Below are 22,437 nucleotides of genomic sequence, written 5' to 3'. Positions count from 1 at the left end.
GCGTAGCCTTTTCTTTGCCTTGTGAAAGGTGAAGGACATGGAAACGGGATATATAACGACGCCCTTTGGGCGGCGGCCGATGACACTTGCCTTAGTGAAGCGTCAAGTGTCGACGGAGCAAACTCTAGCGGCAAGCTCCGTCGACAAATGGCGCGTGTTTCGCGACGTGGGTGACGCCCGCTCGCGCCTTGGCCTCCAGGATCGGGCACTCGCCGTCTTGAATGCCCTCCTGTCATTTTTTCCTGCCGTCGAGCTCAGCAGTGAGAAGAACCTCATTGTCTTTCCGTCGAACGCCCAGCTATCGGCTCGGGCAAATGGCATCGCCGGAACGACGCTGCGCAAATGCCTGGGGATGCTTGTGGAGGCAGGTATCATCATCCGCAAGGATAGCCCCAACGGAAAGCGCTACGCTCGAAAGGGTGATGAAGGTGACATCGAGGACGCCTACGGCTTCAGCCTTGCGCCTCTCATCGCACGTGCGAGCGAGTTTGCCGCCCTGGCGCAGGATGTCGCTGCCGAACAGCGGCGGTTCCGTATCACGAAGGACCGGCTCACGATCGTCAGGAGAGATGTCCGCAAGCTTATCACTGTAGGGATGGAAGAGAACCTGCCAGGCGATTGGTTGGCTGCGGAAGCGTGCTTCGTCGACATCGTGGGACGTTTTGCGCGCCGACCGACATTGGCGGATTTAATCGCGAGCCTCGACGAGATGACCCTTTTGCACGATGAGGTCTCCAGGATGTTGGAAACGCAGGAAGAAATCAAAAAAAGCGATGGCAATGACATCGCATCTGGTTGCCACATACAGAATTCAAATACCGAATCTTGCAATGAACTTGAACCTCGCTTCGAAAAGAAGCAGGGCGAAAGATCCGAGCCAACCAATCGAACGGAACGGAAAAGCGAACCGGACTCGTTCCCGCTATCAATGGTGCTGCGCGCCTGCCCGGAAATTACAAGCTTTGGGCCGGGCGGATCGATTGGAAGTTGGCGGGAGATGATGTCGGCCGCGGTAACGGTCCGGTCGATGCTCGGTGTCAGCCCATCGGCGTACGAAGACGCCTGCGAGGTGATGGGCCAAGCCGCCGCAGCGATTGCGATCGCCTGCATTTACGAGCGGGCGGGCCATATCAACTCGGCGGGAGGCTATCTGCGTGATCTGACCGCGAAGGCGCGGCGAGGGGAGTTTTCGCTGGGCCCAATGCTGTTCGCCCAGCTCAGGGCAAACGCCGTTCCAATGAAATCATCAGCCTGAGAGCAGGGCGCAATTCGCAATTCTTTCGACTAATGCATTGATTTTCAATGTATAAGCTGAAAAGTTGCCAGCCGGAAACTTTTCCTCGCGGGCGGGCGATACCATCTTTGTCCCTGGGCTGAAAGGAAAGAGCCGTCGGAACGGCTTTAGCGCCTGTGGACGTTGATGAGAGAAAGGAGATCTTTGGTACCGGGCCTCCTTGGCGAGAGGAGTACATAGTTCTCACCGCCTCCGGATTTCGTCAGGGATACCGTATTGCATCAAACCCGGCGTTTTTCGCACAGTCCGCAACGAAGCGGGAAAAAACATATTCCGGTCTCAGCCATCCGCGATCGGCGCGAGGGGCGGCAACCAGCGCACTGTTCGCCATCGCAAGGATGGGCGTCCGACGTTCGGAATTGTCGTCGAGCTCGATCAGATCAAGGATCTTGAATTGGCCCCGAGTGACCCGGCTACGCAAAACTCATCCTCGGTTGAGCCGATCTCGAGTAGCGCCGTCTCGAGGGTTGTCGCAAGGTAGACCATGGGTGAGCCGGCATGATTGAATCGCCCCTCACCAATCACGGCCGCCGGCGCCGGACCGAAGGTTGCGACATCGGTTAGGCTTTGGTCGAGGCGCAAGATATCAGCGGTCTTTCTGGCTCGGAAGAAGGACCCCTCTAGTCTGGAGGCTGAGGTGTCCAATGACAGATCGCGCACCGCTTCGAGTATGCTTCTTGCAAAGGGATGCTCCAGAAGCAGGAACGGCGTGCGACTTCCTATATCGGCAAGCTCATCGAGCCACTCCTCGATTTCCCTGACCCGATCAAATGGGTGTTCGAAAATGTAGAGTGATTTCTGCACATACCCATCACACCGCGGGCACTGAACGAAATGCTTGAGAGTCTTCAGTTCAGCTGGCGTGTAAAGCTGGACGAGGCGGCTCTGCTCAACGCAATACTCGACGCTCATGGCATTGTTCCTGAACGTGAGATCATGCATAGCCACCCCCGGCCAACGCTGAGCAAATTCATCGTAACACGCATCACAGCAGCAGATGCTGGAGGCGAAATCAGAATTGATTTCGTCCGAGAGGATGTCATTGAAGGTGCCGATATCCCAGGCCGACATGGGCAGGTACCTCGTATCCGCACCATCGGGAACGATCGTCTGCCCCTCGTTTCCTGCTGTAAGCTTTCGGTCGCTCAAGTTTGCTCCTGTGCTATTACAAGCGGTTGTGAAACGCGGATCTAAAGATGCCACTCCTATTCTGCAACATATCCTGGATGAAAAACTATGCCGGGCGAGATCCCGACGACCCACCGAAGGGAGGAGGAGGCTACGTAGTCTCGGAGGGGAGAGCCGGCGAGGAACTCAATTTCGTGCCTGGGGACGATGGCTTCGTCTACGGCCATTTTGAAATTGTGAAGAACGGTATCGACCGTCAAGTCAAGATTGAACGACTGGGAGCATCAAGCCGGGCCGAGTTCATTGACGGCGTTGACGTCGTCTGGACCGCGCCCGTCGATGGCAGTGATCCAAGATGTGTCGTGGGGTGGTATCGCAATGCTCGGATCTACCGACATCGACAGCTCTTCAACGGAATCTACCCCTCTGCGCGCCACGAGTTGGACGAGGTCGGGAGCTTTCAAGTGCGCGCGGCTGCGGCGGACGCCACCCTCTTAAAGTTGAGGGAGCGTACGGAGTTGCTTCACCTCGACCGCGGACCTGGCTGGAGCGGCCAGGCGAGTTGGTGGTATGCCGAAGAAACGAACGATGCCGAAGCGCGCCGGTTCGTGAAGGCCGTCAGCGGTATGATCCGCAGACGCTCTCCTGAAGTCGCACCAGCGGTGCGCGGCAGCAGCCCGAAACGCCGCGCTGGACAAGCAGCTGGGGAGGCGTACTCCAAGTACGTCGAGCGCCACGAAGTGCAGGTCAGTCCAAGACACAGCGATCTGGAAAAACGCTTCAAGAGATTTCTTCAACGAGAGGTAAGCGACATCCAATTCCCGCCGACATTCTGCGACGACATGCGATATGTCGGTGGGAGTGGGGTTCAGGTCATGGTGGAGGTCAAACCCACGGAAATTTCGACGGTTCGCTTCGCGATACGTTCGGCGATTGGCCAGCTTTTGGACTACCGTCAGCACCAGCGCTGGACCGGTAAGCAGCTGATCTTGCTGGAGACTGAAGTCACGCGGACCGATGACAAGGCATTGGCGTTCGAAAATGGCTTCGGACTGGCGTGGCCACTTGAGCACGCCGAATTCCATGTCGTGTGGCCGGACGGGAGCACTGGGGTCGACGGCCGGCGCCGAAGGGTGCGCCATGACTGAGGATGTGTGGTTGGCCCTGTGTGGCCTCGTAGCAGATCAAATGAAAATCCATACTCGGGAGGTCGTCACACCCATAGTTTATGAACAGGACGGAAGACCTCCCCAAATTGGAACTGGCACATACGTACATACTGGCATGAGCGGTCAACTTGCTGTCGGCGTTGTGACTTGCGAGCATGTCACTCGCCATCAACCGATCGCCCATAGCCCTTTCGGTGCAAAGCACATGTTGCCTCTCGTTGGAAATCTTGCCTCGGACCCCGATCCAATCGACGCCTCTGTCGTTTTCATGGATCAGGCAACATGGCGGACTCAGGCGCCGGAAGCAAAGCTCCTTCCTCTTAACCGGTTTTCTGCGGCACATGCACCGGTACCGGATGAGCTCATCTTTTTTCGGGGAATCGCCGGTGAGAATACCTACGTCGGCTTTGGCGGATTCGATGGCATTCCTTCAGGCTATTGCTCGCAGATTAAGCGCGACACCGGCGACGATCGAATATTCGAGATATTCTGGGAACCAGACAGTACACAACTTGCTCCCGCCACCGTACCAATGGTGCGCGAGCGCGTAAAATTCGATAATGCGGAAGGCTTTAGCGGCTCCCTCGTGTGGAACACAAGATTTGTTGAACTGGGATGCGACATCAATAGATGGACACCTGCTGACGCCGTCGTCACTGGGCTCCTTCGGCGTTGGGACCCAAAGACAAGAACACTTCTCGCACTTCGGGTGGAGCATTTCCACGGATGGCTCACTGCTAAGCTGCAATCCTAGCACATGCCGCGCACAACACCCGCAGGAAAAGGAACCGCGCGATCGGTCGCCTGACGCATCGTGCCCTCAGCGGCGGATGAGGCCAAACCGGTGCGCCTCGTCCAGTAGGTCCCGGACCGAGGACGCCTGCCATTTCTTGCCGCCGCGCGCTGGGCGCTCTCCCATTTGGTCCAGTTGCGCGGCAATGTCGCGAAGCGACAATTCGGGATCGGCAATGGCGATCGCCGCCGCAAGCTTCGTCAGATGGTCCTCAGGCGCGCGGCGAGGGGACCGGGCCAGGAGTTCTTTCTCCGCGAGCTTTTCTCGGACCATGCGATGTACAGCGCGACGAAGGCGCTCGACGGTCCAGTCGTGACCGCGGCGATTGAGCACCCGCACGACATTGTCCCAACTGTGCTGAGGTCGGAGTTGCCGCACCATCGGCAGCCACGTTTGCGCGGAGGAGATGAGTTCGTCGAGATAGAGCTTCTCGCGCGCCTTTGAAACGGCCTTGATCGCTTCCGGACGCCGTTCTCGCAGACCCGGGTTGCCAGGAAGCTTACCGCGCGCCTTCGCCGCCTTGATGCCGGCCTTGGTGCGTTCTGCGATCAGCGCACGCTCGAGCTGCGCGACCGCGCCGAGAACCTGGAGGGAAAACATGCCCTGTGGCGTCGAGGTATCGATCGGATCCCGGATCGAGCGAAAATGGACCCCGCGTTGTTCGAGATCCTCGATAACTTGCAGAAGATGGCTGACCGACCGGGCGAGGCGGTCGAGCCGGACAACGACGAGAACGTCGCCGGACGTGAGCTCACCGAGCAGCCTCGTGAGAACCGGCCGCGCCCGTGATGCGCCTGAGCCGTGCTCCTGGAATATCCGGTCGCAGCCGGCGGCGCGGAGTTCGTCCATCTGCGCGTCATGGACTTGGTCGTCTGTCGAAACACGGGCGTAACCGATCAGCCGTTTTGGTGGCGGGGGCGGATTGGCGGCTTGTCGTTTTGCCATGGCTTTATCACGCGTCTTTCGTGGGACTTTGTGCAAATAAGGAATGCGTGAGAAAATGGTCAGTTGCAAGCGTGTTTTAGCTATCGAATAGCGGCTCGCCAGACTCAGATCGCCACCGAAGACGAGCAACGGAGCGTCCGCATAGGCAAATGCGCGCCAGCGGGCTTCTGTGGCGGAAATGCTGGAAATACAGCGGTTATGGGAGCGGCAAAGCGCGATGGGCTCGCCTGCGACCGCTCCGAGGGTTTCTCGGGCGAGGAGATAATCCGTCCCCGTCGGCCCCCTAGTCACATTCGGCCGCCGATGGTCCGGCCAACCCGGTCAAAATCGGCCTTAAAGCCCGGAAAACCGGGCGTTTCCGCTCATCCAGGAACGACCAACAAGGGTGATTTGCGGCCTTTGTCCATCTACCATCGATAAACGGTGGTTATCGATGGCTAGGCGTGGCCTAGTGCATTATATCCAGTGGCGAACTGTAACGCCGAGATAGATTTCCTTTAGTAAATCCTTTACCATGATTTCAATGGCTTACGATCTCGCGAAAATCAACATGACAGCCCTGATGCAACCGGCTTTTGACGCTGGTATCGCTCTGACGCGTCTCGACGAGCGCATTGCCCGCTCAGCCGTCGGGACAGGCTGGATCGAACGGTCCCATTTCGCCGATGCCTGCGCCTCGCTGTGGATCGACGGCGAACTCGTTCATTTGGAGGACCTTGTCCTCCACGATGCCACCCGCGATATCCGCACCCCGACCCATGAACTCACCATCGCGCGCGACGTCCTGCGCACCCGTCGGCGCATCGCTGCGCAGTCGCCGGGTTGGACTTTATCGGCTGAGGGTATCCGAACTTTGCGACAGACGTCGGATATCAATCCGGCCGGCGTCATTCGACCCCCGGTCGCCATCGATCCGGAAGGGGAGGGGGATGATGGTGATGACGTCGGTAATCTCCCCGGTGTCGATTATGCCGCCATCGATGCGATGCTGGCCCGATCGGAAGCGGCGATCGAGAACGCAACCCGTCCCTGTCGTGCCGGCGGTGGCGGCGCTGCGGAAAAGGATCCCCTGGTGTATGACCTCGACTGGGACGAGGATGCGCGGCTCGATGAATGGCGCGGCGTGCTCCGTCAGGCCGAAAATCTGCCGGCGGTTCCGCAGGCCATCGTCGCCCTTGATGCCTGGAACGAATTGTCCGTCCTTCAACATGCGCCCTGGCTTGGCCGGCTTTTTGCCGCGTCGATCCTGCGGGAAGGCGGGATCACCACCGGCGCCCATCTCGCCGCGATCAATCTCGGCCTCAAAACCATTCCCGTCGATCGGCGCCGGCATCGCGATCGCGAAACCCGGCTGCTGGCCATCGCCCACGGGTTGTTGGCGGCCGCCGAGATCGGCATGAAAGAGCATGACCGGCTGGCGCTTGCGCGCACTCTGATGGAGCGGAAGCTGGAGGGGCGGCGCACGTCTTCGAAATTGCCGAAGCTAGTCGAGCTGGTGATGGCAAAACCGTTGGTGTCGGCAAAGATGGTCGCCAAGACGCTCGACGTCACGCCGCAGGCGGCGCGGCGGATTGTTTTAGAGCTCGGCCTGAGGGAGATGACGGGGAGGGGGAGGTTTCGGGCATGGGCTGTGCTATAGCGCCTTCTTTGGCGGAAATGACGTCGCGATCCTGGTGCCAAGCGTGCATGTGGCACCTCTTCCCGCCGGAAGATCTATCGGATTCAGCTTCTCAATCCTCGGTTCAGGCTTCCCGGGTATAAGCATTCCGTTATCGGTATGGAATTGTTAGAAAGAACAGACCGTTGAGAAAACTAAGTGTGGAGGAATGCGATGCACTCGATCTTGAGCTCAATAAACTGCGGGCGGACGAGAGCCTCGATCCGCGGGAGTCGGAGTTGGTCCTGGGCCGCGTGTTGCAGCCGCTTTTCGGGATCGAAGGTTACGAGGTAGAGCACACTGGCGGGTTGAACGATCAGGGAATCGATTTCCGAGCTTCGCGTATGGTGGATGAGACCACCTCTTCACCCGCCGAGACGATCGGAGTTCAGGCAAAGTTTCACACAAAAGCTGGTCGCAGGGTGGCGATGGGGGACCTGCAAAAGTTGATCGGCGCGGCGTTGCTGCAGGATCTCACTCGCGTCGTGTTGGTGAGCAACGGCGAATTTTCGCCCGAGGCTCATGCCGCCGTCGAGAAAAGCTTGCCGCTTCGAATCAAATTGCTCGACATCGGCGGACTGCGTGGCTGGATCAGTCGCCTGCGCGAGGGGAAGGTCGATGTAGAGGCTGAAGTTCGGATCATGCTGCGCGATCTCAGCAGCGGCCTAGCGCGGTTGATCGCGAAGAGTTCGGATGCCCTTGACCATCTGGAATGGCGCATGGTGGAGCAGGTCGTCGCAGAGGTGTTTGAAGGGTTGGGTTTTGCCGTGACACTTACGCAGGGGTCGAAGGATGGTGGGAAGGACGTTATTCTGACGTGCACGGTGAAGGGTAAGCTTGCCGAGTATTACGTAGAGATCAAACATTGGCGATCATCCACGAAGGTCGGATCGATGGCTGTGGAAAAGCTCTTGAAGGTCATCGTCGAAGAGAAGAAAGACGGTGGGCTCTTCCTGTCGACATACGGCTTTACGTCGAACGCATTCGAGCAGCTCACGACTATTGACAAGCAGAAGCTGAAATTCGGCGATCAGGAGAAGATCGTCGCCTTTTGCCAGACCTACGTCAAAGCAAAGGCTGGTCTTTGGTCGCCGCCGGAGAACCTCACCGAGGTGCTTTTCGCGTAATAGGAACGGCGGCACGGGGGCGGGGTAGCGTCTGGATGCTGGTCTGCTAGGTTGTCGATCCGCCACCGAACAGTGCCTGCCCTTGGCGAAAGTTCATCATGATCTCTACGCAGAGAAACACAGCTATCTGCAAAAAGATGCGCGTGCACCGATCGAGATAGGTCACGTAGGTCATGGACTGTTCTTCCCCGGTACCCCCTTTACCCGCACGGTACAGGACGCTGTGGCGATCTTCGGAAAGTTTGATCCCTCGATGGTGTGAGGCATTTCTGATCTGGTTGTCGATTTCGACACAGAGTTCCTTGAAAGTCGCGTTATTAGCGAAGGGATTGAACTTGCTGGAGTTGTCCAGTTCCCGATATTTCTTCAATGGCAGCCGTTCCCCCTGATCGTATTCGCGCCCGGCATCCAGATTGTTGAGCATCGTGAAGAGCTCTACCAGGCCAGCGAAGGTCTCAAATGCATCTCCGTAGAAGGTTTTCACATTTTCGAAGTTCGTCGAGCCCGCAGCTGCATCTTTTGGCGGTAGGGCGCCAAGTCGGACCCGATAAAGCACTTGAGAAAATTCAGAATAGTTTCGGAAGAAGTCGGTCAGGATCGCGAAATATGCGTCTCGTCTGGAGACTCTAAGATCGGCAAGATAGTGCTTCAATAGGCCGCTAGCATCATTAGCTTCAATGATGCGCTCGACTTCCTTGCTGATTTTTTCAAAGAGCTTGTCGTTATCCGGGCCGACGAGCCTTCGCAGAAAGCGGATGAGCCAATCGTCCAGACTGTCGAGCCTTTCACCTACGTAAAACAGCTCACCACTCTTGTCGATTTCGCGCCTTGAAAGCTTTGACTTGCCCCGTATTTCAAGCCCGATCGCTTTTCTGAGATGCGTCCACTCTGTCGGAAACGTCGGTCTGCGCGCTTCGCAAAAGCCGGACATTGATTCCGCTAAATCCCGGACAGCAGTTTCACTAAAGTCCGGACAGTTTGACGAGGTTGGTCCTCGGCAGCCTGGTTACCATCAGGGTTGATTGATTTCGCCGTTTTCTGCAGCCGTCAAGAGGGGAGCGCTTTTTTGCCTTCGCATGCTCTCGCCCCGGAGGGTGATGCGATGGGCATTGTGCACGATGCGGTCGAGTATGGCGTCGGCGACGGTGCTGTCGGCAATAAGGTCGTGCCAGCTTGCCACGGGGACTTGGGCTGTGATCAGGGTGGATTTTCTCTGATAGCGCTCCTCGACGATTTCGAAGAGGTGGAAGCGCTGCTGATCGGAGAGCGCATGTGTTCCAAAGTCATCGAGGATGAGGAGCTGGACGCGGGTGAGCTTGTCGATGAGGCGAGGGAAAGAGCCATCGAGGCGGGCAAGCGCGAGGTCCTCGAACATGCGCGGCACGCGCACATAGAGCACGGAGTGACCGAGCCTGGCCGCTTGCCTGCCGAAGGCGCAGGCCAGCCATGACTTGCCGGTGCCGGTGTGGCCGGTGATGATCAGGCCTTCATGGGCGGTGAGCCATTGCCCTTGGGCCAGCGCCATGGTGTTGCGCCGGTCGAGACCGCGGGCGGCGGCGAAGTCGATATCTTCGATGCAGGCCTGGGCGAAGCGTAGCTTGGCGGAGGCGAGCCGGTTACGGATGCGTTTGTCGGCGCGCAGGGAGACTTCCCGGTCGAGCATCAGGCCGAGCCATTCATCGCGGCTGAGCTCATTGGCGCCGGACTGCTCGGTCAATTCGCGCCAGGCGGCGGCCATGCCCATCAGTCCGAGGGCCTGCATCTGGTCGAGGGTGGGGTTTGTCAGCATTCTTGCTTCCTTCACTGGTAGTAGGATCGGCCACGGATATTGGTATGCGCAGGCGTGGGGGCCGCATGTTCAGCCTGCGGTCTTTCCCGGTCGAGGCCGGATTTGAGGATGGAGGCGACGGAGGAATAGGTGATGGCATTGATGGTGAGCGCCCGCTCACAGGCCGCATCGAGGCGCTGCGATCCATAGCGCGGCGCCAGCGACAGAATACCCATGGCCGAGCGGTATCCCTGTTCCGGATGCGGCCTGTCGCGCATCATGCGTTCGACCAGGATGGCGGCATTGGGGCCGATCTGGGTCGCACGGCCGATCAGATTGGCCGGCGTGGTGTTGGCATAGCGCTGATGCGCCTTGGGCATATGGTCGTTGACAGTGACGTGGCCGGAACGCTGGGAGCGGCGGACATGGCTGGCAACACGCTGGTGATCATGGAAGATCTCGACCACCCGGTGGGTGAGCCGCACCTGCAGGGTGCATCCGATCAGCCGATGCGGCACCGAGTAGAAGGTCTTGTCGACCTCGACATGATAGTCCGGGTGAACCTTCGCCGACTTCCATTCCGCATATTCGAACGGCACCGCCGGCAAGGGCTTCAAGGCTGCCCGCTCGATCTCCTCGAACAGTTCGCGGCGGCTTTTGCCGACGTGGCGCATCGTCCGGTTGTTCAGCTCCTCGAGCAATTCGGCAATCGCCGTGTTGAGGGCGGCAAGCGAGAAGAAGGTGCGGTTCCTGAGCCGGGCCAGAATCCAGCGTTCCACGATCAGCACCGCGCCTTCGACCCGGCCTTTGTCGCGCGGTTTCCTGCTGCGTGTCGGCAGGATTGTGGTGTCGTAATGCTCCGCCATGGCGGCGAACGTCGCAGTCAACGTCGGCTCGAACCAAAGGGCCTTGGCCACCCCTGATTTGAGGTTGTCGCACACGATTGCCTTGGTGACCCCACCATAGAAGGTCAGAGCACGCACCTGGCCGTCGATCCAATCTGGCAACTGCTGGCTAAAGCTGGCATGGGCGAAGGTCAGGTTGGAGGCGCCCAGCACCGCGACAAAGATTTGGGCCGGATGGATGACACCGGTCGCCGGATCGATCACCGGCACCGTCGGCCCGGCATAGTCGGTCTGCATCACGGCGCCCGCCGCGTGCCGATTGCGGAACGCTACACTCGTGCGCTGCCGAAAGGCGGCAACCTGCTCGCAGAACCACGTGAAGCCGTAACCATCGGGATGGTTGGCACGGTATTCCTGCCATAGAAGCGTCAGCGTCACGCCTTTGCGCTTCAGCTCCCGAACCACCAGCGCCCAGTCCGGCTCGCTGAGATCGCGCGGCGGTCGACCGGCTCGGCCGAACAGCCGCCGCTCCAGCTTTGCATCCTCGTCCGCGCCGACTGGCAACGGCCACGAAAGCCCGGCCTCGCGAGCGCGCAGCAAATAGGTCGATACCGAGCTCTTGCCGATCTTCAGCCGCTCGGCAATCTCGCGCACCGAAAGACCCTCTTCATGGGTCAGGCGCAGAATCGTCCGGATATCCCTCACTGTCGTTCGTCTTGCTTGCTTCCGTCTCGGCATCGGCCCCTCTCAACGTTGTCGTGAGAGGCCTAACAACCAAGACGGCGCAGCCGCGAACCAACCTGTCACACCGCCGCCGGAAACTGTCCGGGATTTAGCGGAATCACTGTCCGGGAATTACTGAAAACTGTGTCCGGAGATTACCGGAAATCCTGTCCGGACTTTTCCGAAACCCGCATCGGTCCTCGTTCGCGCGAGGCTCGGGCCATTTGATCGAGCGATATACCGCGCGAATCCATGGCCTTGACCATCGTCCTCATTTGCTCAAGCCGAGGAAATGACAGCGGTGAATTTGCCTGCCCTTTTGGAATTACAAAGTTGGGGTCCAGATTGACAGTAAGGGCTCCGGCAGCTTCGTCGCTGAACTCAGCGTTGTCGGAACATGCAAATGCCCCTTCGCCGCTTCCGGTCCCAAGGGTGAGCACGACCTCAAGTTCCTCTCCGCAGTTCCTACACTCGAAGTGATGCGGCTGTCGCAGTGCATCGCCAATGGCTATGCGAAGCATATGGGCTTGATCGCATGTCAGGCATCGCAGGTATTTTCGGACGATCACAGAGATTTTCTCATTTGGCGCGGCATATTCGTATGCGGAGGAGCGTTAGCGAGGGAAAAGGCCGAAGCGACCTTCATCATCCATTCCAGAAAAATGAATGACCCGGTTGCCGAGTTCGACATCCGACGGAGGATCCATGTTCTCAACTATGATCGCCTGTCGGTCGCTTTCGAGGCCAAGAAGGTACCGGTAAAAGTTTCCATTCAGATTTGTCTCGCTCAGATCGTCCTCTGCCCCATCAGGCTCGCGGTAGGAAAGGAGAGGAGAATCAAGCACTACGAACCCCGGATGTGCCAGGTTGTTGTCAGCGCAGTATTGCAAAAGTGAAATCGTGAAAGCCGATTGCGTGATTGCTCTAAGCCCTTTCCCGTAAGAGGTTCTGGCCTTCCCGGAAATGATGAGGTCTTTCGAATTGGTATCAAAATGCACATGTTCGACACCTGGGAACCCCCACGTTTTGAGCACGCTTTCAACGTGTTCCGCGAACGGGGCCACAACGGTGCTGGTCAGACGATTGTTGGACGTGGCATCGCCAGAGTCCCCCTCGTTCTGCCGTTCCAAGGCGGCTTTACGACTGGTCAAATCACTCAGATTGGCAAAGAGCCCGAGCGCCTCGCGCACATTCGCGCCCTTGTCGGCGAGCTCTTTGTATGTTGCACGTTGTTTTCGCAGGTCTGGCGATACGACGGTTTCGATCTCAATCGAGAGTTCGCTCAGTGAATTCTTCATACTGGGAAGCGACTTCTGGATGGATTGCGCCTCCGCCTTCAACGCTGCGATCGTCGTCATCAGCTCGGATTGACGAGACTCAATTTTCTGCATCTCCGCCTCGGCCGCCAGGACGGTCACCTCGACTTCGCCGTGGCAGACCGCGCTGGGATCGTGATGGTCGGGCAAGGCACCGCAGGTGGGGCAAACCTCCTGTTCGAGAACCGAGAAAAAGCTTCCCGCCTCCCGGATACCGAGTAGACGCTCATAGTCCGAATCATAGTGTTCTCGCAAAAGATTGAAACGCTCGAGCAGAGTGGCGATTTCTGTGTATCGATCGTTGGTCGTTTCGAGCCTTTGGATAATGGCCCGCCTCTTGATCGAGATCGCCTTGAACTTTTCTTCGGTGAAAGCAAGCTGTTCGGCTCGCTGGTCCATCGCTTTCGCAAGCCGGTCCTCCTGATCAGACAGTTCGTCGCGTGATCCGGAAATCGTCGTGATGCGTTTTTGAGCGTCCGTGATCAGCTGATCGAGAAGATCGATTTGCGCCAAGCGCTTCTGCTCCTCGGCGGAGGTGCTTTTGCGTGAGAGGAGAGCTGTGTCATCGACGCCGGTCAACAACATCGTAAAAACGGAAGTGTTAGCCGTATTTGCCGTGTAGTTTCCATCAGACAGTGGCGAACGCTTCTGGATTATCTCCTCCTCGTTTACGATCGCCAGCCTCGCGAGGTTGCGGAAGCTCAAGGCCTGGGTTTCATCCTTTGCGTTCTTTTTGATCCGCTTCCCTGCAAGGCCGATCTTGGAAAGAAGAAACGACGAGAGGTTCGTCTCATCGCGCTCGTTGTGTATTTCGCCAAGGGAGCTGCCCTCTGCATCCGGGATCGACGTATGCAAACCCTCGAATGCCTGGAACTGTCCTCCGGCCATGCTTCTGAGCAATGTCGTTTCCGATCCGTCGTCGAAAGCGATGGCAAGCAAAACGCGATCATAGCCTTTTGCCTGCGGAATATCGGGAAGCGGGCCCTTGCCCCCGAGCATGAAATCGATCGCTTCAACAATGTACGACTTCCCGGTGTCGGAAGCCCCGTAGACGACGTTGAGGCCGGACTGGAACGAAACGACAGCCGATTTTCTGTCTGTGCCGTGAAAGGAGAGATAACGAATCTGGAAACCTGAATATGTCATATTGCCGGTCCGGACGCTTCGTCTTGAAATTCAGATACCCAATTGGTGAGGAGATTGCGCATTAATTGGTCAAAATCCTCATCTCTGTAGTTCTGGAAGTAATCTGAGAGCCATTCGGCTCTATCGTACAATTGTCGAAGGTATGGTGTCTGAAGTGAGGTGACAAAAAACTCCGCGTTGTCTCCTGCCTGAAACAGGATCCCGCTTTGATCGACAACCTGTTCGATTAGCCCTCGGGACATCATCAGCGCCACTGCGGACTGTACGGACTTTCTTCGAACTTGGGTGACAGGTGACATGATCGGTGTCGGGGGATGCAAGTCCGCTGGTCCATCGAGTACGCTTGTTCTCACGACAAGATAGTCCATAGCGGTCAGCCGGTTCAGATCCACCGCCCGGGGGAAATTCGCGTGCAGAACAAAAACCGCCCTCACGCCCGTTTCGAACGGACCGTTGAACGCCGAGGCCAAAGGCATTAGCGTCGCCATGTTAGTTTCCCGTCATTCGAAAGCTGATGACAGATGCCCCGGCGATCGATGGGTAGAGCGCTCCTGTTCAGCGGATGAGCATCGAGAACCATGGCCTGCGCTTTCTCGGTCACGGCTATGACTCGCGCATAACCGTCCGAATGTTCTCCATCGTGAGTGTCCAAAACCCCCTCTAGGATTTCGGTCTGCAATCCCTCGAAGGTCCCAGGCTCAACCTTCTCGCGCACGAAAACCCTCAGCGACTCCGCATGGTAAAACGCCTCGCGAGAACGCTGGAAATGGGACTTCAAATTAGCCCACTTATCGAGGTGCGAGGCCGCATTGATTGTCTCGCCCTTGTGCTCTGCGTAGGCATCGAGCAGTTTGCTCGTGTAAGTCGCTTCTGCCTCTCCAATTTCAACGGGAACTGCGTCTGGTCGCGGGCGGGATGGCAATCCACCACCGAACCGGCCCCGATGGTAGGGAGTCTTGGAGTGGGCCTCGATTATCGTTCGAGGCTGTTCAGCTGAGAAGATCCGGAAGTCAAAATCTCTAACATAGTCGAGAAACTTTCCCTCCAGAGTGACCGGCCCAGTTGAAGTGATTTTTCCGGAGATGGCTTTGTCCCATTCCGCTAGTACCTTCGCCTTCAGTTTATCCGCGTTGGCGAGCAACAAAGATAATGATGTCGAGGCGCCTTTCGGGGCGATGAACCGGCAAGCTCTCGGCGCTTTGTATTCTCCTGAGAACGAGTACCATAGCATTTTCCCAATCTCAGGCGCGACAATACCGAAGCTCAAGGGTGAATTGTAGTGCTTGCACTGGTGATTGTCCCAGGTGCCGAGTAGCTGGTCGGCGTCGCAGAAGCCAGCGATATCTATTCCTTTATCGCCAGCTCCGGTCGGGCGCATTACGCTGACATACGTGGACGTGAGCGAGTGGATCCATTCGTCGATGAACGTCTCCCACTCGCTAGCGTCGTAAATCTGGATGATTTTGAGAGGATCGATCTTCGGGCCGTTCTCAAACTCGTTGGCCAGCAGAATTCTGGCTGATGGCAACTCTTTCACCGCACTCTGTAATGATATCAAAGAGACCTGCATTTCAGCCTGGAGCTCGAAGCAAAATTGCAATTATGTAGAGGATTTAGTCATAACAGTAACAGTGACAGATGCAACCCGAAGTATATCGGTCGGTCTTTATGTTTCATTCTTTTTCAACTGAATTCTGTCTCTCGAAATGGTCGACCCCTGATCGTGTGTGATCGCGATAGCCGTCGCTAACACGTTCAGAAGGCGCGGGCGGCTCGATGACGCCGAGAAGCAGCGGCAACTTGCTGTTCTTGAAATCCCAGTTCGCCAGTGGGGTAAACCAGTCCGGCGTCGGTTCACCATCGAGCTGGATGACTTGGTCACCTTCAATCGTCTGGTCAGCATAAAAGCTGCTGAAGATCCGGCTCGCCATGCCGATCCCTTCCCATCCCTGATGTGTCGGCTCGACTGGGTTGGCGACGAATTCGACGCCGGCGATCTGACCACCTTCCATACATGCGATAGGTCCTTCCACTTCCCACTCGCCAAAAAGAAGGAAAATCTGGGCGAGTTTGCGATCTTTCGGATCAGTCAGCTCGGCGTGTCCACTATAGATTTTTGCCGATGCGATGATGAAGTTTGCTAGGCCCTCGTCGCTGACAGACCGCGGCAAGTCCGTCGCAGCGCCGAGCACAAGGCGCAAGGGCGGCTTGGTCATGATCAGTTTCTCTCCGAGCCGCCGGAATTCGCTCGCGAGCATGGCCTCCTGCATCGAGACGCGCAGCCCTCCGCTACTTGTCCGAAAGCGATCCGGCGAGATCAGCGACCAGAACCTCCACGCCGACCAGTAGATCGCGAGCTTGAGCGGCGTGCGAACGGCATCCGCGTAGACCTGCACCGACTCGAGGTACTTCCGCGACATCCGTAACTCCTGCTTGGAGGGGTCCGTATTCCGCACGTTCTTTACCTCCACAAGCCATTGCTCACCATCATCCAGGACGACGCGGAAGTCCGGAGCACGCATGGTCTCCGCCGCATGGACGCGACCGACGTCCTCGGTCTTCAGGAGCTTAAATTGCCCGAGGCTTATCACCGTCGCCTCGAATAGGCGCTCGACCCTCGATCCGTGGATCAGCGCCGGATCGGCAAGAGCTTCCCGCAATCGCGGCGCGGCGTCAGCCATGAAGCGATCGACCAAGCTCGGATCGCCGAGATTGACGCCATTCTTACGTGCGAAGGCCGCCACCGACGCCAACAGATCAAAAGCCTTCTGCCTTTTAGGCGGTTCAGATTGCTCCGCTTCGCTCACAGACCACCTTTGGGGAACGGTTCAAAAATGGACGAGTTCATCTAAGCCTGGAAGGCCGGCGTACCTCGTCGATGGGAATCTCACTTTAAGTGAGTTCCAAGCGAAAATCGAACCATGTGCTTAACTTCAAGTTCAGAGCTGCTGTCGTTGGTCGAGCTCATAATGGCCACTAAAGAGCGGTTTCAGTGGCTCATCCAGAAGCCAATAGTTGTTTCTAACAGTTGAAGCTTGGTGCGTCGATCAGGCATTACTACCTGCCATCAGCCGCATTTGAGCCGTTCGCGGTGTTGTTGTTTTGTTGGAGGGCATGAACGGGGACATGGGAGCGAACTTGTACGATTTGCTGGCGAGCAAACTCCAGGCGATGACGCATGATCAATTGACGAATGGTTTGCCCAAGGAGCTGGGATTTTCCATCCCAGTAGCCGAGGGCATGTCAAAACGTCAGCGTATCGACGCGGCGTTCGAAGCGAGATCGGAAAAGGAAATCGCTGATTTCGCGCTCTCGCTGTCGGCCCGGAGCGACGACATTGATCTGGACGAGGCAGCGAGGGTGGTTCTCGAGAGAGGTTCTCCGCCAATCACCGAAATCACGCGGCGAGATGTTGCCAAAGCCTTCGGTTACGATCTTGCTGGCGACAGGCCTTTAGTCGAAATGATCGGGCAGCTATTTGTCATCAGCGACCCTTTCGAGAGTTTCTTTGGTACCTCCGACAAAAGCCTTCGCCATCGCATTGAAAAGCATATGGTCGAGAACGACATGGACTGGACCGTCGAATTTCTCTTCCAAGAGATCGGCGCCCTCCACTGTTCGCGCGCCCGCTTTGCGGACCTGATAGAAATGGCTGTCCACCCGTTGGCGCGACGCGGCGCCGATCAGGTCGCCATCGTCGATAAGCTCAACAAAATCGTTGCTCGCGACGGTTATCATCTGACGGTCACCGACCAAGAGTCGAGTTTTCCTGTCTACGAATTGCAAGCGATCCGCCGTGGGGTTGCTGGCCAGGCAAAGAACCTGATCTTCGCGTCACGCGGACCAAAGCCTGAGCTTGGCTTTGCGGATGCCATCAACAACGAAATAGTGGTGCTCTCGGGACGGGAGAGCTGCCTGATCTATGATCGGCCTCTGGGCACAGAAGGGCTTTTGTGGACCGATCTGGTCGATTGGTGGCGTGACCATCCGGAGCGAGAAGAAGGGGACGTTGCGAAGAACCTTGGCGCACGTCTGCAGCAATCTCTCATGTCTGACGGGGAGCGAAATCTCTTCGCCACCTATTTTAAGGCGTTCCGGGAACGCATGGGGGCGCGGCTTCCGGCGCTCATACCGCAGGTCTATTTGCACTATGACCCGGCGGTCGTGAAACTGCTTCGCGCTCGCCTACCTTTGCCTCGCCAGCGTATGGATTTCCTGTTGCTTTTGCCGCAGCGACAGCGCGTTGTCATCGAGGTCGACGGCAAGCGGCATTTCAGCAAAGACGATAAACCTTCGCTGGATGTCTATGCGAATATGGTTTCCGCGGATCGGGAGCTACGTCTCGCCGGCTACGAAATCTTCCGTTTTGGAGCAAACGAGATGGTCAGGCGTGACCATATCGCCCGCTTGACGTCGTTTTTCGAGCGGCTCTTCAGGGCGAATGGAATTGATCCGGGTTAGATCGAGTTCAGATTCGGTCATTGTCGACAGGGGATTGAGGGATGGAGCTGGAGCCTGAAAAGATTGAGGCATTGTGGCGGGCGCTGCAGTGCCCAACGCCGAAGTCGTCTGCCATTCCCAGAAGTATTGAGGATCGCCTGGTCGAAGACGGATGGGTATCGGACACGGAGTTGGAAGATATTTTGTTCGCTCTCGACCGCAGAATGGATCCTCCGGCGGTAGTCGATCCGGCAGAAGTCGCGTCTATGCTCAATATCCCTCACAGGTCGGTCTATCCTCGCCCTCAACGACGAAGTGAGGATGTCTTGGGGTTTCGCCGACTGGCAGCGACCGATGCCACGGCACTTTGTATCTGGCTCGAGCGGCTTGGTTTCAGCATCGATGTGTCGTCGTTGTGTAGCCGACTCAAATCGAATCTTGAGGGGCGGCCATATCTCACGGACGAGGAAATCTCCGTCCTGTTCTATGAAGGCAACCGCCATCGTATGTCGCCGATCACCCTAACCACCCCGCACCGGCCCTGGCGGGGCATGAATACCTCAAAATTCAAGACGGAAAGTGGCTACCGGATCGAGTACAGGATGGACGACGACGGGGTCCCGATGACGCTTTCTGTCCACGCGCCCAAATATCGCAAGCCGCCTCCAATGCAATCCGCCGAGTGCCCTGACTGTGGTGTGACTTATATTCAGGGCTCGCCGACGGACGAGCGCGAACACCGAAAATCTCATCGCCGCTGGTCGGCTGTCGTTGATCCCAATCCGCACCGGCAGTTGGCAGAAGCGCTCGAGCGCGACCTTGATGCGGTCTGGGTGGGCGCCGATGCCCCGAAATGGAAACGGGCGGAGGTCTATGAGCGCGCCCGGTTGTTCCGACGCGAGTTTGGATATGATTTCGTCCAGTGGTCGGTCGAGCACGATCCCGATGGTGTCGCGTTTCTCTTTGTGGATGAAAATGTAAGGATCGTAGGTGCATGTGCATTCCGGCCGCAGCGGGAGACCATGGGTCGTCCGTGGCGACTGGATTGGATATGGCTTTGCCCTTCTGCGCGCCGCGAAGGCAGGCTCGGCCATCAGTGGGATCGGTTCCACCAGCGCTTCGGTGCTTTCGACATCGAACCACCGATCTCGGAGCCTATGAAGGCTTTTTTGATTAAGCAGGGTTGTGCCCATCTCATAAGATAGTGGCTGTGTTGAATGCAAACGGGAGAACATCAGTTTGAAAATTGAGAGGGCTGAGATTGAGCACTACGGCGTATATCTTAAAGACAAGTCTCGGCCGCCGAGCCGCGGTGGAAACAAGAAGGCGTGGCATCAGCACGTCATGACGATTGGCGGAGAGAACTATTCGTTTCTTGCGGCCTGGTCGGGCAAGTTCGTTTTTAAGGGGGAAACGGTCAGCTTCGATTGGGATTGGGACATCAGCCAGAAGTATCGGAATGTTGATGTGATGACGGTTGTCGCTTTCGGCAAAGACGAGAAGGAGACGCGGCGCGGAGAACGAGGGTTGAAGCCTTGGCGCACTGCCACTACGAGGCCGCCTGGACGCCGCAGCGAATGGGACGATTGAGCCGATTGCCTTTTCGAAAGGACGAGCAACAAATGCACGAAGCGTTCGGGGCTTTTACCGAGAACCTGAATCATTGAATCATTGAAGCCCTTTTAGCCCAAGAGGCAGTAACGGACGCTATCCTTCGTCCGGAATTTCCAGGGTCAGGTGTCTATATGTTTTCAGAATCGGGGAAGAACCTTTATGTCGGCCGCACCCGCAACGTACGCAAGCGCTACGGTCAGCACACTCGGGAATCGAGCGGCCACAATGGTGCTCCGTTTGCGTTCAAACTCGCCCGCGAGGCTAGCGGCTTTCACCGATCCGATTATCGGCAGGGAGAGACTTCTCGTGCCCGCCTCCTGCTCAACCAGAGTTCGCCCAAGCTTTTGCCAACGCAATCGAACGTATCAGGCGAATGGAATTCCAATTCGTTGCGGAAACGGACCCAACGCGTCAATGCCTACTTGAGGTTTATGTGTCGGTTGTCTGCGGTTCTCCATACAATGATTTCGATACACATTAAGACCGCGTTCCTATTCTAGCGCAGCCACGACCGCTTTTCGTTTCTCTTCCACGTCGACGAAATGTTTTTCTAGCTCGAGAGGTAGTGGTTTATCGGGCTCTGGTAAATGGAGTAAGTGGCGCCAGCGCTTGTCAAGCGCGTCGAGCGACACTTCATCGACCAGTCCGCGCTTGGCTTGACTGGCAAAAATTTCGCGTAGTTCGACAGGAAGTGCTTTCCCCTCCTCCATTCGCTTTGCAATCCAAAGCGTGACATCGACCAGTTCCAGCCCTGCGCTTTCGTCGCCAGGGGTGAACGTAGGCGGGACCTCGGGCATCATAGAATAGTCGAACCTCGGCATGCCTGGTCCCATATCGGTACTGTGCTTCGCCGCCCGCAAGCTTTCATACCAAGCTGCCAATTCCCCCTGAGCTTTGTTGAATTCGGTCTGGCGGTCGACAGTAATTTTTCGGACAGGTCGCCCCTTCCTCACGGATTGCACCGCCATAACCTGCATAACCTGTTGAAACCCCACGAGGTTGGGTGAGATTTGGAGGGCGGTGTCATGGTTACCTGCGCCATAACCTATCTCGAATGGGTTGGCTGCAGCCCATTTCAGTGCTCCGGTTGCGAGATCGCGAGATCGTTGATCGGGAAGCTGATTCACTCGGGAGAGCAATGTGTTGCAGAGAGTGACGAGTGCTTCAGCACATTTGGCGGTGTTGACTTCCCTTCGGGCGGCCCACGCGTCTTTCCTAAGTTGATCGTCAAACAGCGAAGCTATCTTGAACAGCATCACGTAGCGAAGTGGGGTAAAGTAGTGGTGCCACGACACTGCTTCATTGATACCTGAGTCGAAAACCTGATCGTAGAAGCAGATGATAGCATGGTCAGCTTTGGTCACTTTGAGCATCGAGAAACGGAGGTCATGTTTCCTGCTGAATGATGCAATTCGCTGGGCAATGGGGATCAAGCGTCCAGCGCCAAGTTCGGCCGCATGGATTCGTTTGACACCTAGCACTTTCCTCAACTCCACGAGCAACGGCTCTGCGATGATATCCAGGTTCGCTGAGCAGCCGAGCACCCCGTAATAGAGTTTGGGTTGGTTGGCATCAAATAGGTTGAGGCCCGTGTTTCCGCTTTCATCAATAAAGTAATACATTGTTCCCTAACGTTGCGTCCGAACTGGAACGAAGGCGATCTGAAACGGGTGCAGTTATTCTGGCATTGCCCGCTGCAGTGGTTCGCCGTCTCTTGCGACAATCGACGAACCATAGGGCTCACGAGACGAAATGACGAGTGCATTGTCCGGAAGCGGGCGGGCAAGCTCTTTCGCCTCGTCCCAAGGCGCTCGCATCCAGACGTCAGTTTCTTCCGGCGTCAGCAGCAAGACAGGCATGGCCTTCTCGTGGATTGGCTTCACGAGATCATTCGGATCCGTGGTCAGGAAACCATAAAGATCATCTGTCGTCAGGCCATCCTTGACCTTCCGGACGCTCTTCCACTGCGACACGTGAATGCCGGCAAAAAACATCAGCGACTTTGCCTCATCGCGGGCAAACCAGGCATTGGGCACATTTCCGCCTTCCTGTTTGCTCGCCGGATCCGGCTCGGCGAAGCTTGTGACCGGGACGAGGCATCGATGTTCGACGCCGAACCAACGCGTCCAGTGCGGGAAATTGAGCTTACGCACGCTGGTCGTCCCGCGGTCGGCCTCCATGCGGATCAGCTCCTCAAGATCGAAGGGCTTGCCTTTCGCTGCGAGCTTCTCGGCCTTGGCTTTGGCTGCTTTCTCGAGTGTGAAGCGAGGGGAGGGCAAGCCCCATCTCGCATGCACGAGCTGCTTCTTTCCATCCGCAGTGTTGCGGACGATCGGTCCCATCTGGTCGGGGTTCATCTGATAGGCCGGCATCAGGTTGATCAGGCTTTCGGCATCCTGGGCCCATTTCGAGACCCAGTCCTTGTCTTCCATCCGGTAAAGATTGCACATTCCACGCCATCCACTTCGCCAG

General features: G+C 57.1%; 20 protein-coding genes. 9 read left to right on the top strand and 11 right to left on the bottom strand.

The window, feature by feature from the left end; translation table 11 throughout:
• Positions 1 to 37: 37 nt before the first annotated feature.
• Positions 38 to 1,255 carry a plasmid replication protein RepC gene (gene repC, locus M1D43_RS31425; protein WP_498814892.1) on the top strand — a complete coding sequence of 406 codons (1,218 nt, stop codon included), beginning with the start codon at positions 38 to 40 and terminating at the stop codon, positions 1,253 to 1,255.
• A gap of 414 nt (positions 1,256 to 1,669) precedes the next feature.
• Here repC and M1D43_RS31420 read toward each other — a convergent pair whose 3' ends face one another.
• Positions 1,670 to 2,443 carry an RES domain-containing protein gene (locus M1D43_RS31420; protein WP_498814890.1) on the bottom strand — a complete coding sequence of 258 codons (774 nt, stop codon included), beginning with the start codon at positions 2,441 to 2,443 and terminating at the stop codon, positions 1,670 to 1,672.
• 77 nt (positions 2,444 to 2,520) lie between these two features.
• On the opposite strand from M1D43_RS31420, the gene M1D43_RS31415 reads away from it, so the two are divergent.
• Together M1D43_RS31415 and M1D43_RS31410 are read left to right on the top strand one after the other, a co-directional pair.
• Positions 2,521 to 3,570, top strand: a complete 1,050-nt coding sequence (locus M1D43_RS31415; RefSeq protein ID WP_498814888.1) for a hypothetical protein — start codon at positions 2,521 to 2,523, stop codon at positions 3,568 to 3,570.
• Positions 3,563 to 4,345 carry a hypothetical protein gene (locus M1D43_RS31410; RefSeq protein ID WP_498814886.1) on the top strand — a complete coding sequence of 261 codons (783 nt, stop codon included), beginning with the start codon at positions 3,563 to 3,565 and terminating at the stop codon, positions 4,343 to 4,345. The genes M1D43_RS31415 and M1D43_RS31410 overlap by 8 nt, the downstream gene beginning before the upstream one ends.
• Positions 4,346 to 4,411: 66 nt before the next feature.
• Here M1D43_RS31410 and M1D43_RS31405 read toward each other — a convergent pair whose 3' ends face one another.
• On the bottom strand, positions 4,412 to 5,329 hold the full coding sequence (locus M1D43_RS31405; RefSeq protein ID WP_498814885.1) for a recombinase family protein: 918 nt from the start codon (positions 5,327 to 5,329) through the stop codon (positions 4,412 to 4,414).
• A gap of 514 nt (positions 5,330 to 5,843) precedes the next feature.
• On the opposite strand from M1D43_RS31405, the gene M1D43_RS31400 reads away from it, so the two are divergent.
• Together M1D43_RS31400 and M1D43_RS31395 are read left to right on the top strand one after the other, a co-directional pair.
• On the top strand, positions 5,844 to 6,968 hold the full coding sequence (locus tag M1D43_RS31400; protein ID WP_498814884.1) for an RHE_PE00001 family protein: 1,125 nt from the start codon (positions 5,844 to 5,846) through the stop codon (positions 6,966 to 6,968).
• 164 nt (positions 6,969 to 7,132) lie between these two features.
• On the top strand, positions 7,133 to 8,113 hold the full coding sequence (locus M1D43_RS31395) for a restriction endonuclease (RefSeq protein ID WP_498814883.1): 981 nt from the start codon (positions 7,133 to 7,135) through the stop codon (positions 8,111 to 8,113).
• Between the two features lie 46 nt (positions 8,114 to 8,159).
• Here M1D43_RS31395 and M1D43_RS31390 read toward each other — a convergent pair whose 3' ends face one another.
• The 7 genes from M1D43_RS31390 to M1D43_RS31360 all read right to left on the bottom strand — a co-directional run bounded on the left by M1D43_RS31390 (position 8,160) and on the right by M1D43_RS31360 (position 16,718).
• Positions 8,160 to 9,044 carry a hypothetical protein gene (locus M1D43_RS31390; protein ID WP_498814882.1) on the bottom strand — a complete coding sequence of 295 codons (885 nt, stop codon included), beginning with the start codon at positions 9,042 to 9,044 and terminating at the stop codon, positions 8,160 to 8,162.
• Between the two features lie 81 nt (positions 9,045 to 9,125).
• Entirely contained in the window at positions 9,126 to 9,902 is a 777-nt protein-coding gene (gene istB / locus M1D43_RS31385) for an IS21-like element ISRsp2 family helper ATPase IstB (RefSeq protein WP_498814881.1), read from the bottom strand.
• An 11-nt stretch (positions 9,903 to 9,913) separates the two neighbouring features.
• On the bottom strand, positions 9,914 to 11,464 hold the full coding sequence (istA, locus tag M1D43_RS31380) for an IS21-like element ISRsp2 family transposase (protein ID WP_498814880.1): 1,551 nt from the start codon (positions 11,462 to 11,464) through the stop codon (positions 9,914 to 9,916).
• 599 nt (positions 11,465 to 12,063) lie between these two features.
• Positions 12,064 to 13,911, bottom strand: coding sequence for a hypothetical protein (locus M1D43_RS31375; RefSeq protein ID WP_498814878.1), 1,848 nt, complete (start codon positions 13,909 to 13,911; stop codon positions 12,064 to 12,066).
• Positions 13,908 to 14,399, bottom strand: a complete 492-nt coding sequence (locus tag M1D43_RS31370; RefSeq protein WP_498814877.1) for an ABC-three component system middle component 2 — start codon at positions 14,397 to 14,399, stop codon at positions 13,908 to 13,910. The genes M1D43_RS31375 and M1D43_RS31370 overlap by 4 nt, the downstream gene beginning before the upstream one ends.
• Positions 14,387 to 15,481, bottom strand: coding sequence for an ABC-three component system protein (locus tag M1D43_RS31365; RefSeq protein ID WP_498814876.1), 1,095 nt, complete (start codon positions 15,479 to 15,481; stop codon positions 14,387 to 14,389). Before M1D43_RS31365 ends, M1D43_RS31370 begins: the two co-directional genes overlap by 13 nt.
• A 103-nt stretch (positions 15,482 to 15,584) precedes the next feature.
• The gene (locus M1D43_RS31360) at positions 15,585 to 16,718 is read right to left on the bottom strand and encodes a hypothetical protein (protein WP_498814875.1); all 1,134 of its coding nucleotides are present in this window, start codon (positions 16,716 to 16,718) and stop codon (positions 15,585 to 15,587) included.
• A gap of 331 nt (positions 16,719 to 17,049) precedes the next feature.
• Here M1D43_RS31360 and M1D43_RS31355 point away from each other — a divergent pair, with 331 nt between their 5' ends.
• The 4 genes from M1D43_RS31355 (at position 17,050) to M1D43_RS31340 (ending at position 20,465) form a co-directional block, all read left to right on the top strand.
• On the top strand, positions 17,050 to 18,372 hold the full coding sequence (locus M1D43_RS31355; protein WP_498814873.1) for an AbiJ-related protein: 1,323 nt from the start codon (positions 17,050 to 17,052) through the stop codon (positions 18,370 to 18,372).
• A gap of 41 nt (positions 18,373 to 18,413) precedes the next feature.
• Entirely contained in the window at positions 18,414 to 19,556 is a 1,143-nt protein-coding gene (locus M1D43_RS31350; protein ID WP_498814872.1) for a C2H2-type zinc finger protein, read from the top strand.
• Positions 19,557 to 19,590: 34 nt separating this feature from the next.
• On the top strand, positions 19,591 to 19,941 hold the full coding sequence (locus M1D43_RS31345) for a hypothetical protein (protein ID WP_498814871.1): 351 nt from the start codon (positions 19,591 to 19,593) through the stop codon (positions 19,939 to 19,941).
• 155 nt (positions 19,942 to 20,096) lie between these two features.
• A complete protein-coding gene (locus tag M1D43_RS31340) occupies positions 20,097 to 20,465 on the top strand; it encodes a GIY-YIG nuclease family protein (RefSeq protein ID WP_498814870.1) in 369 nt (122 codons plus the stop codon).
• On the opposite strand, the gene M1D43_RS31335 is transcribed toward M1D43_RS31340, so the two are convergent.
• Together M1D43_RS31335 and M1D43_RS31330 are read right to left on the bottom strand one after the other, a co-directional pair.
• Complete coding sequence (locus M1D43_RS31335; protein WP_498814868.1) at positions 20,457 to 21,587, bottom strand: DUF3800 domain-containing protein; 1,131 nt, start codon at positions 21,585 to 21,587, stop codon at positions 20,457 to 20,459. The genes M1D43_RS31340 and M1D43_RS31335 overlap by 9 nt on opposite strands.
• A gap of 54 nt (positions 21,588 to 21,641) precedes the next feature.
• On the bottom strand, positions 21,642 to 22,415 hold the full coding sequence (locus M1D43_RS31330; RefSeq protein ID WP_498814867.1) for an SOS response-associated peptidase family protein: 774 nt from the start codon (positions 22,413 to 22,415) through the stop codon (positions 21,642 to 21,644).
• Positions 22,416 to 22,437: the final 22 nt, after the last annotated feature.

The sequence above is a fragment of the Ensifer sp. R1-3 genome, assembly GCF_056739175.1.
The sequence above is the reverse complement of the archived record's forward strand: the minus strand, read 5'-3'. Positions and strand labels throughout refer to the sequence as shown.

Coding starts and splice junctions, on each gene's coding strand:
- repC (WP_498814892.1), top strand. CDS start 38: ATGGAAACGGGATATATAACGACGCCCTTTGGGCGGCGGCCGATGACA.
- M1D43_RS31415 (WP_498814888.1), top strand. CDS start 2,521: ATGAAAAACTATGCCGGGCGAGATCCCGACGACCCACCGAAGGGAGGA.
- M1D43_RS31410 (WP_498814886.1), top strand. CDS start 3,563: ATGACTGAGGATGTGTGGTTGGCCCTGTGTGGCCTCGTAGCAGATCAA.
- M1D43_RS31405 (WP_498814885.1), bottom strand. CDS start 5,329: ATGGCAAAACGACAAGCCGCCAATCCGCCCCCGCCACCAAAACGGCTG.
- M1D43_RS31400 (WP_498814884.1), top strand. CDS start 5,844: ATGATTTCAATGGCTTACGATCTCGCGAAAATCAACATGACAGCCCTG.
- M1D43_RS31390 (WP_498814882.1), bottom strand. CDS start 9,044: ATGTCCGGCTTTTGCGAAGCGCGCAGACCGACGTTTCCGACAGAGTGG.
- istB (WP_498814881.1), bottom strand. CDS start 9,902: ATGCTGACAAACCCCACCCTCGACCAGATGCAGGCCCTCGGACTGATG.
- istA (WP_498814880.1), bottom strand. CDS start 11,464: ATGCCGAGACGGAAGCAAGCAAGACGAACGACAGTGAGGGATATCCGG.
- M1D43_RS31375 (WP_498814878.1), bottom strand. CDS start 13,911: ATGACATATTCAGGTTTCCAGATTCGTTATCTCTCCTTTCACGGCACA.
- M1D43_RS31370 (WP_498814877.1), bottom strand. CDS start 14,399: ATGGCGACGCTAATGCCTTTGGCCTCGGCGTTCAACGGTCCGTTCGAA.
- M1D43_RS31365 (WP_498814876.1), bottom strand. CDS start 15,481: ATGCAGGTCTCTTTGATATCATTACAGAGTGCGGTGAAAGAGTTGCCA.
- M1D43_RS31350 (WP_498814872.1), top strand. CDS start 18,414: ATGGAGCTGGAGCCTGAAAAGATTGAGGCATTGTGGCGGGCGCTGCAG.
- M1D43_RS31340 (WP_498814870.1), top strand. CDS start 20,097: ATGTTTTCAGAATCGGGGAAGAACCTTTATGTCGGCCGCACCCGCAAC.
- M1D43_RS31335 (WP_498814868.1), bottom strand. CDS start 21,587: ATGTATTACTTTATTGATGAAAGCGGAAACACGGGCCTCAACCTATTT.
- M1D43_RS31330 (WP_498814867.1), bottom strand. CDS start 22,415: ATGTGCAATCTTTACCGGATGGAAGACAAGGACTGGGTCTCGAAATGG.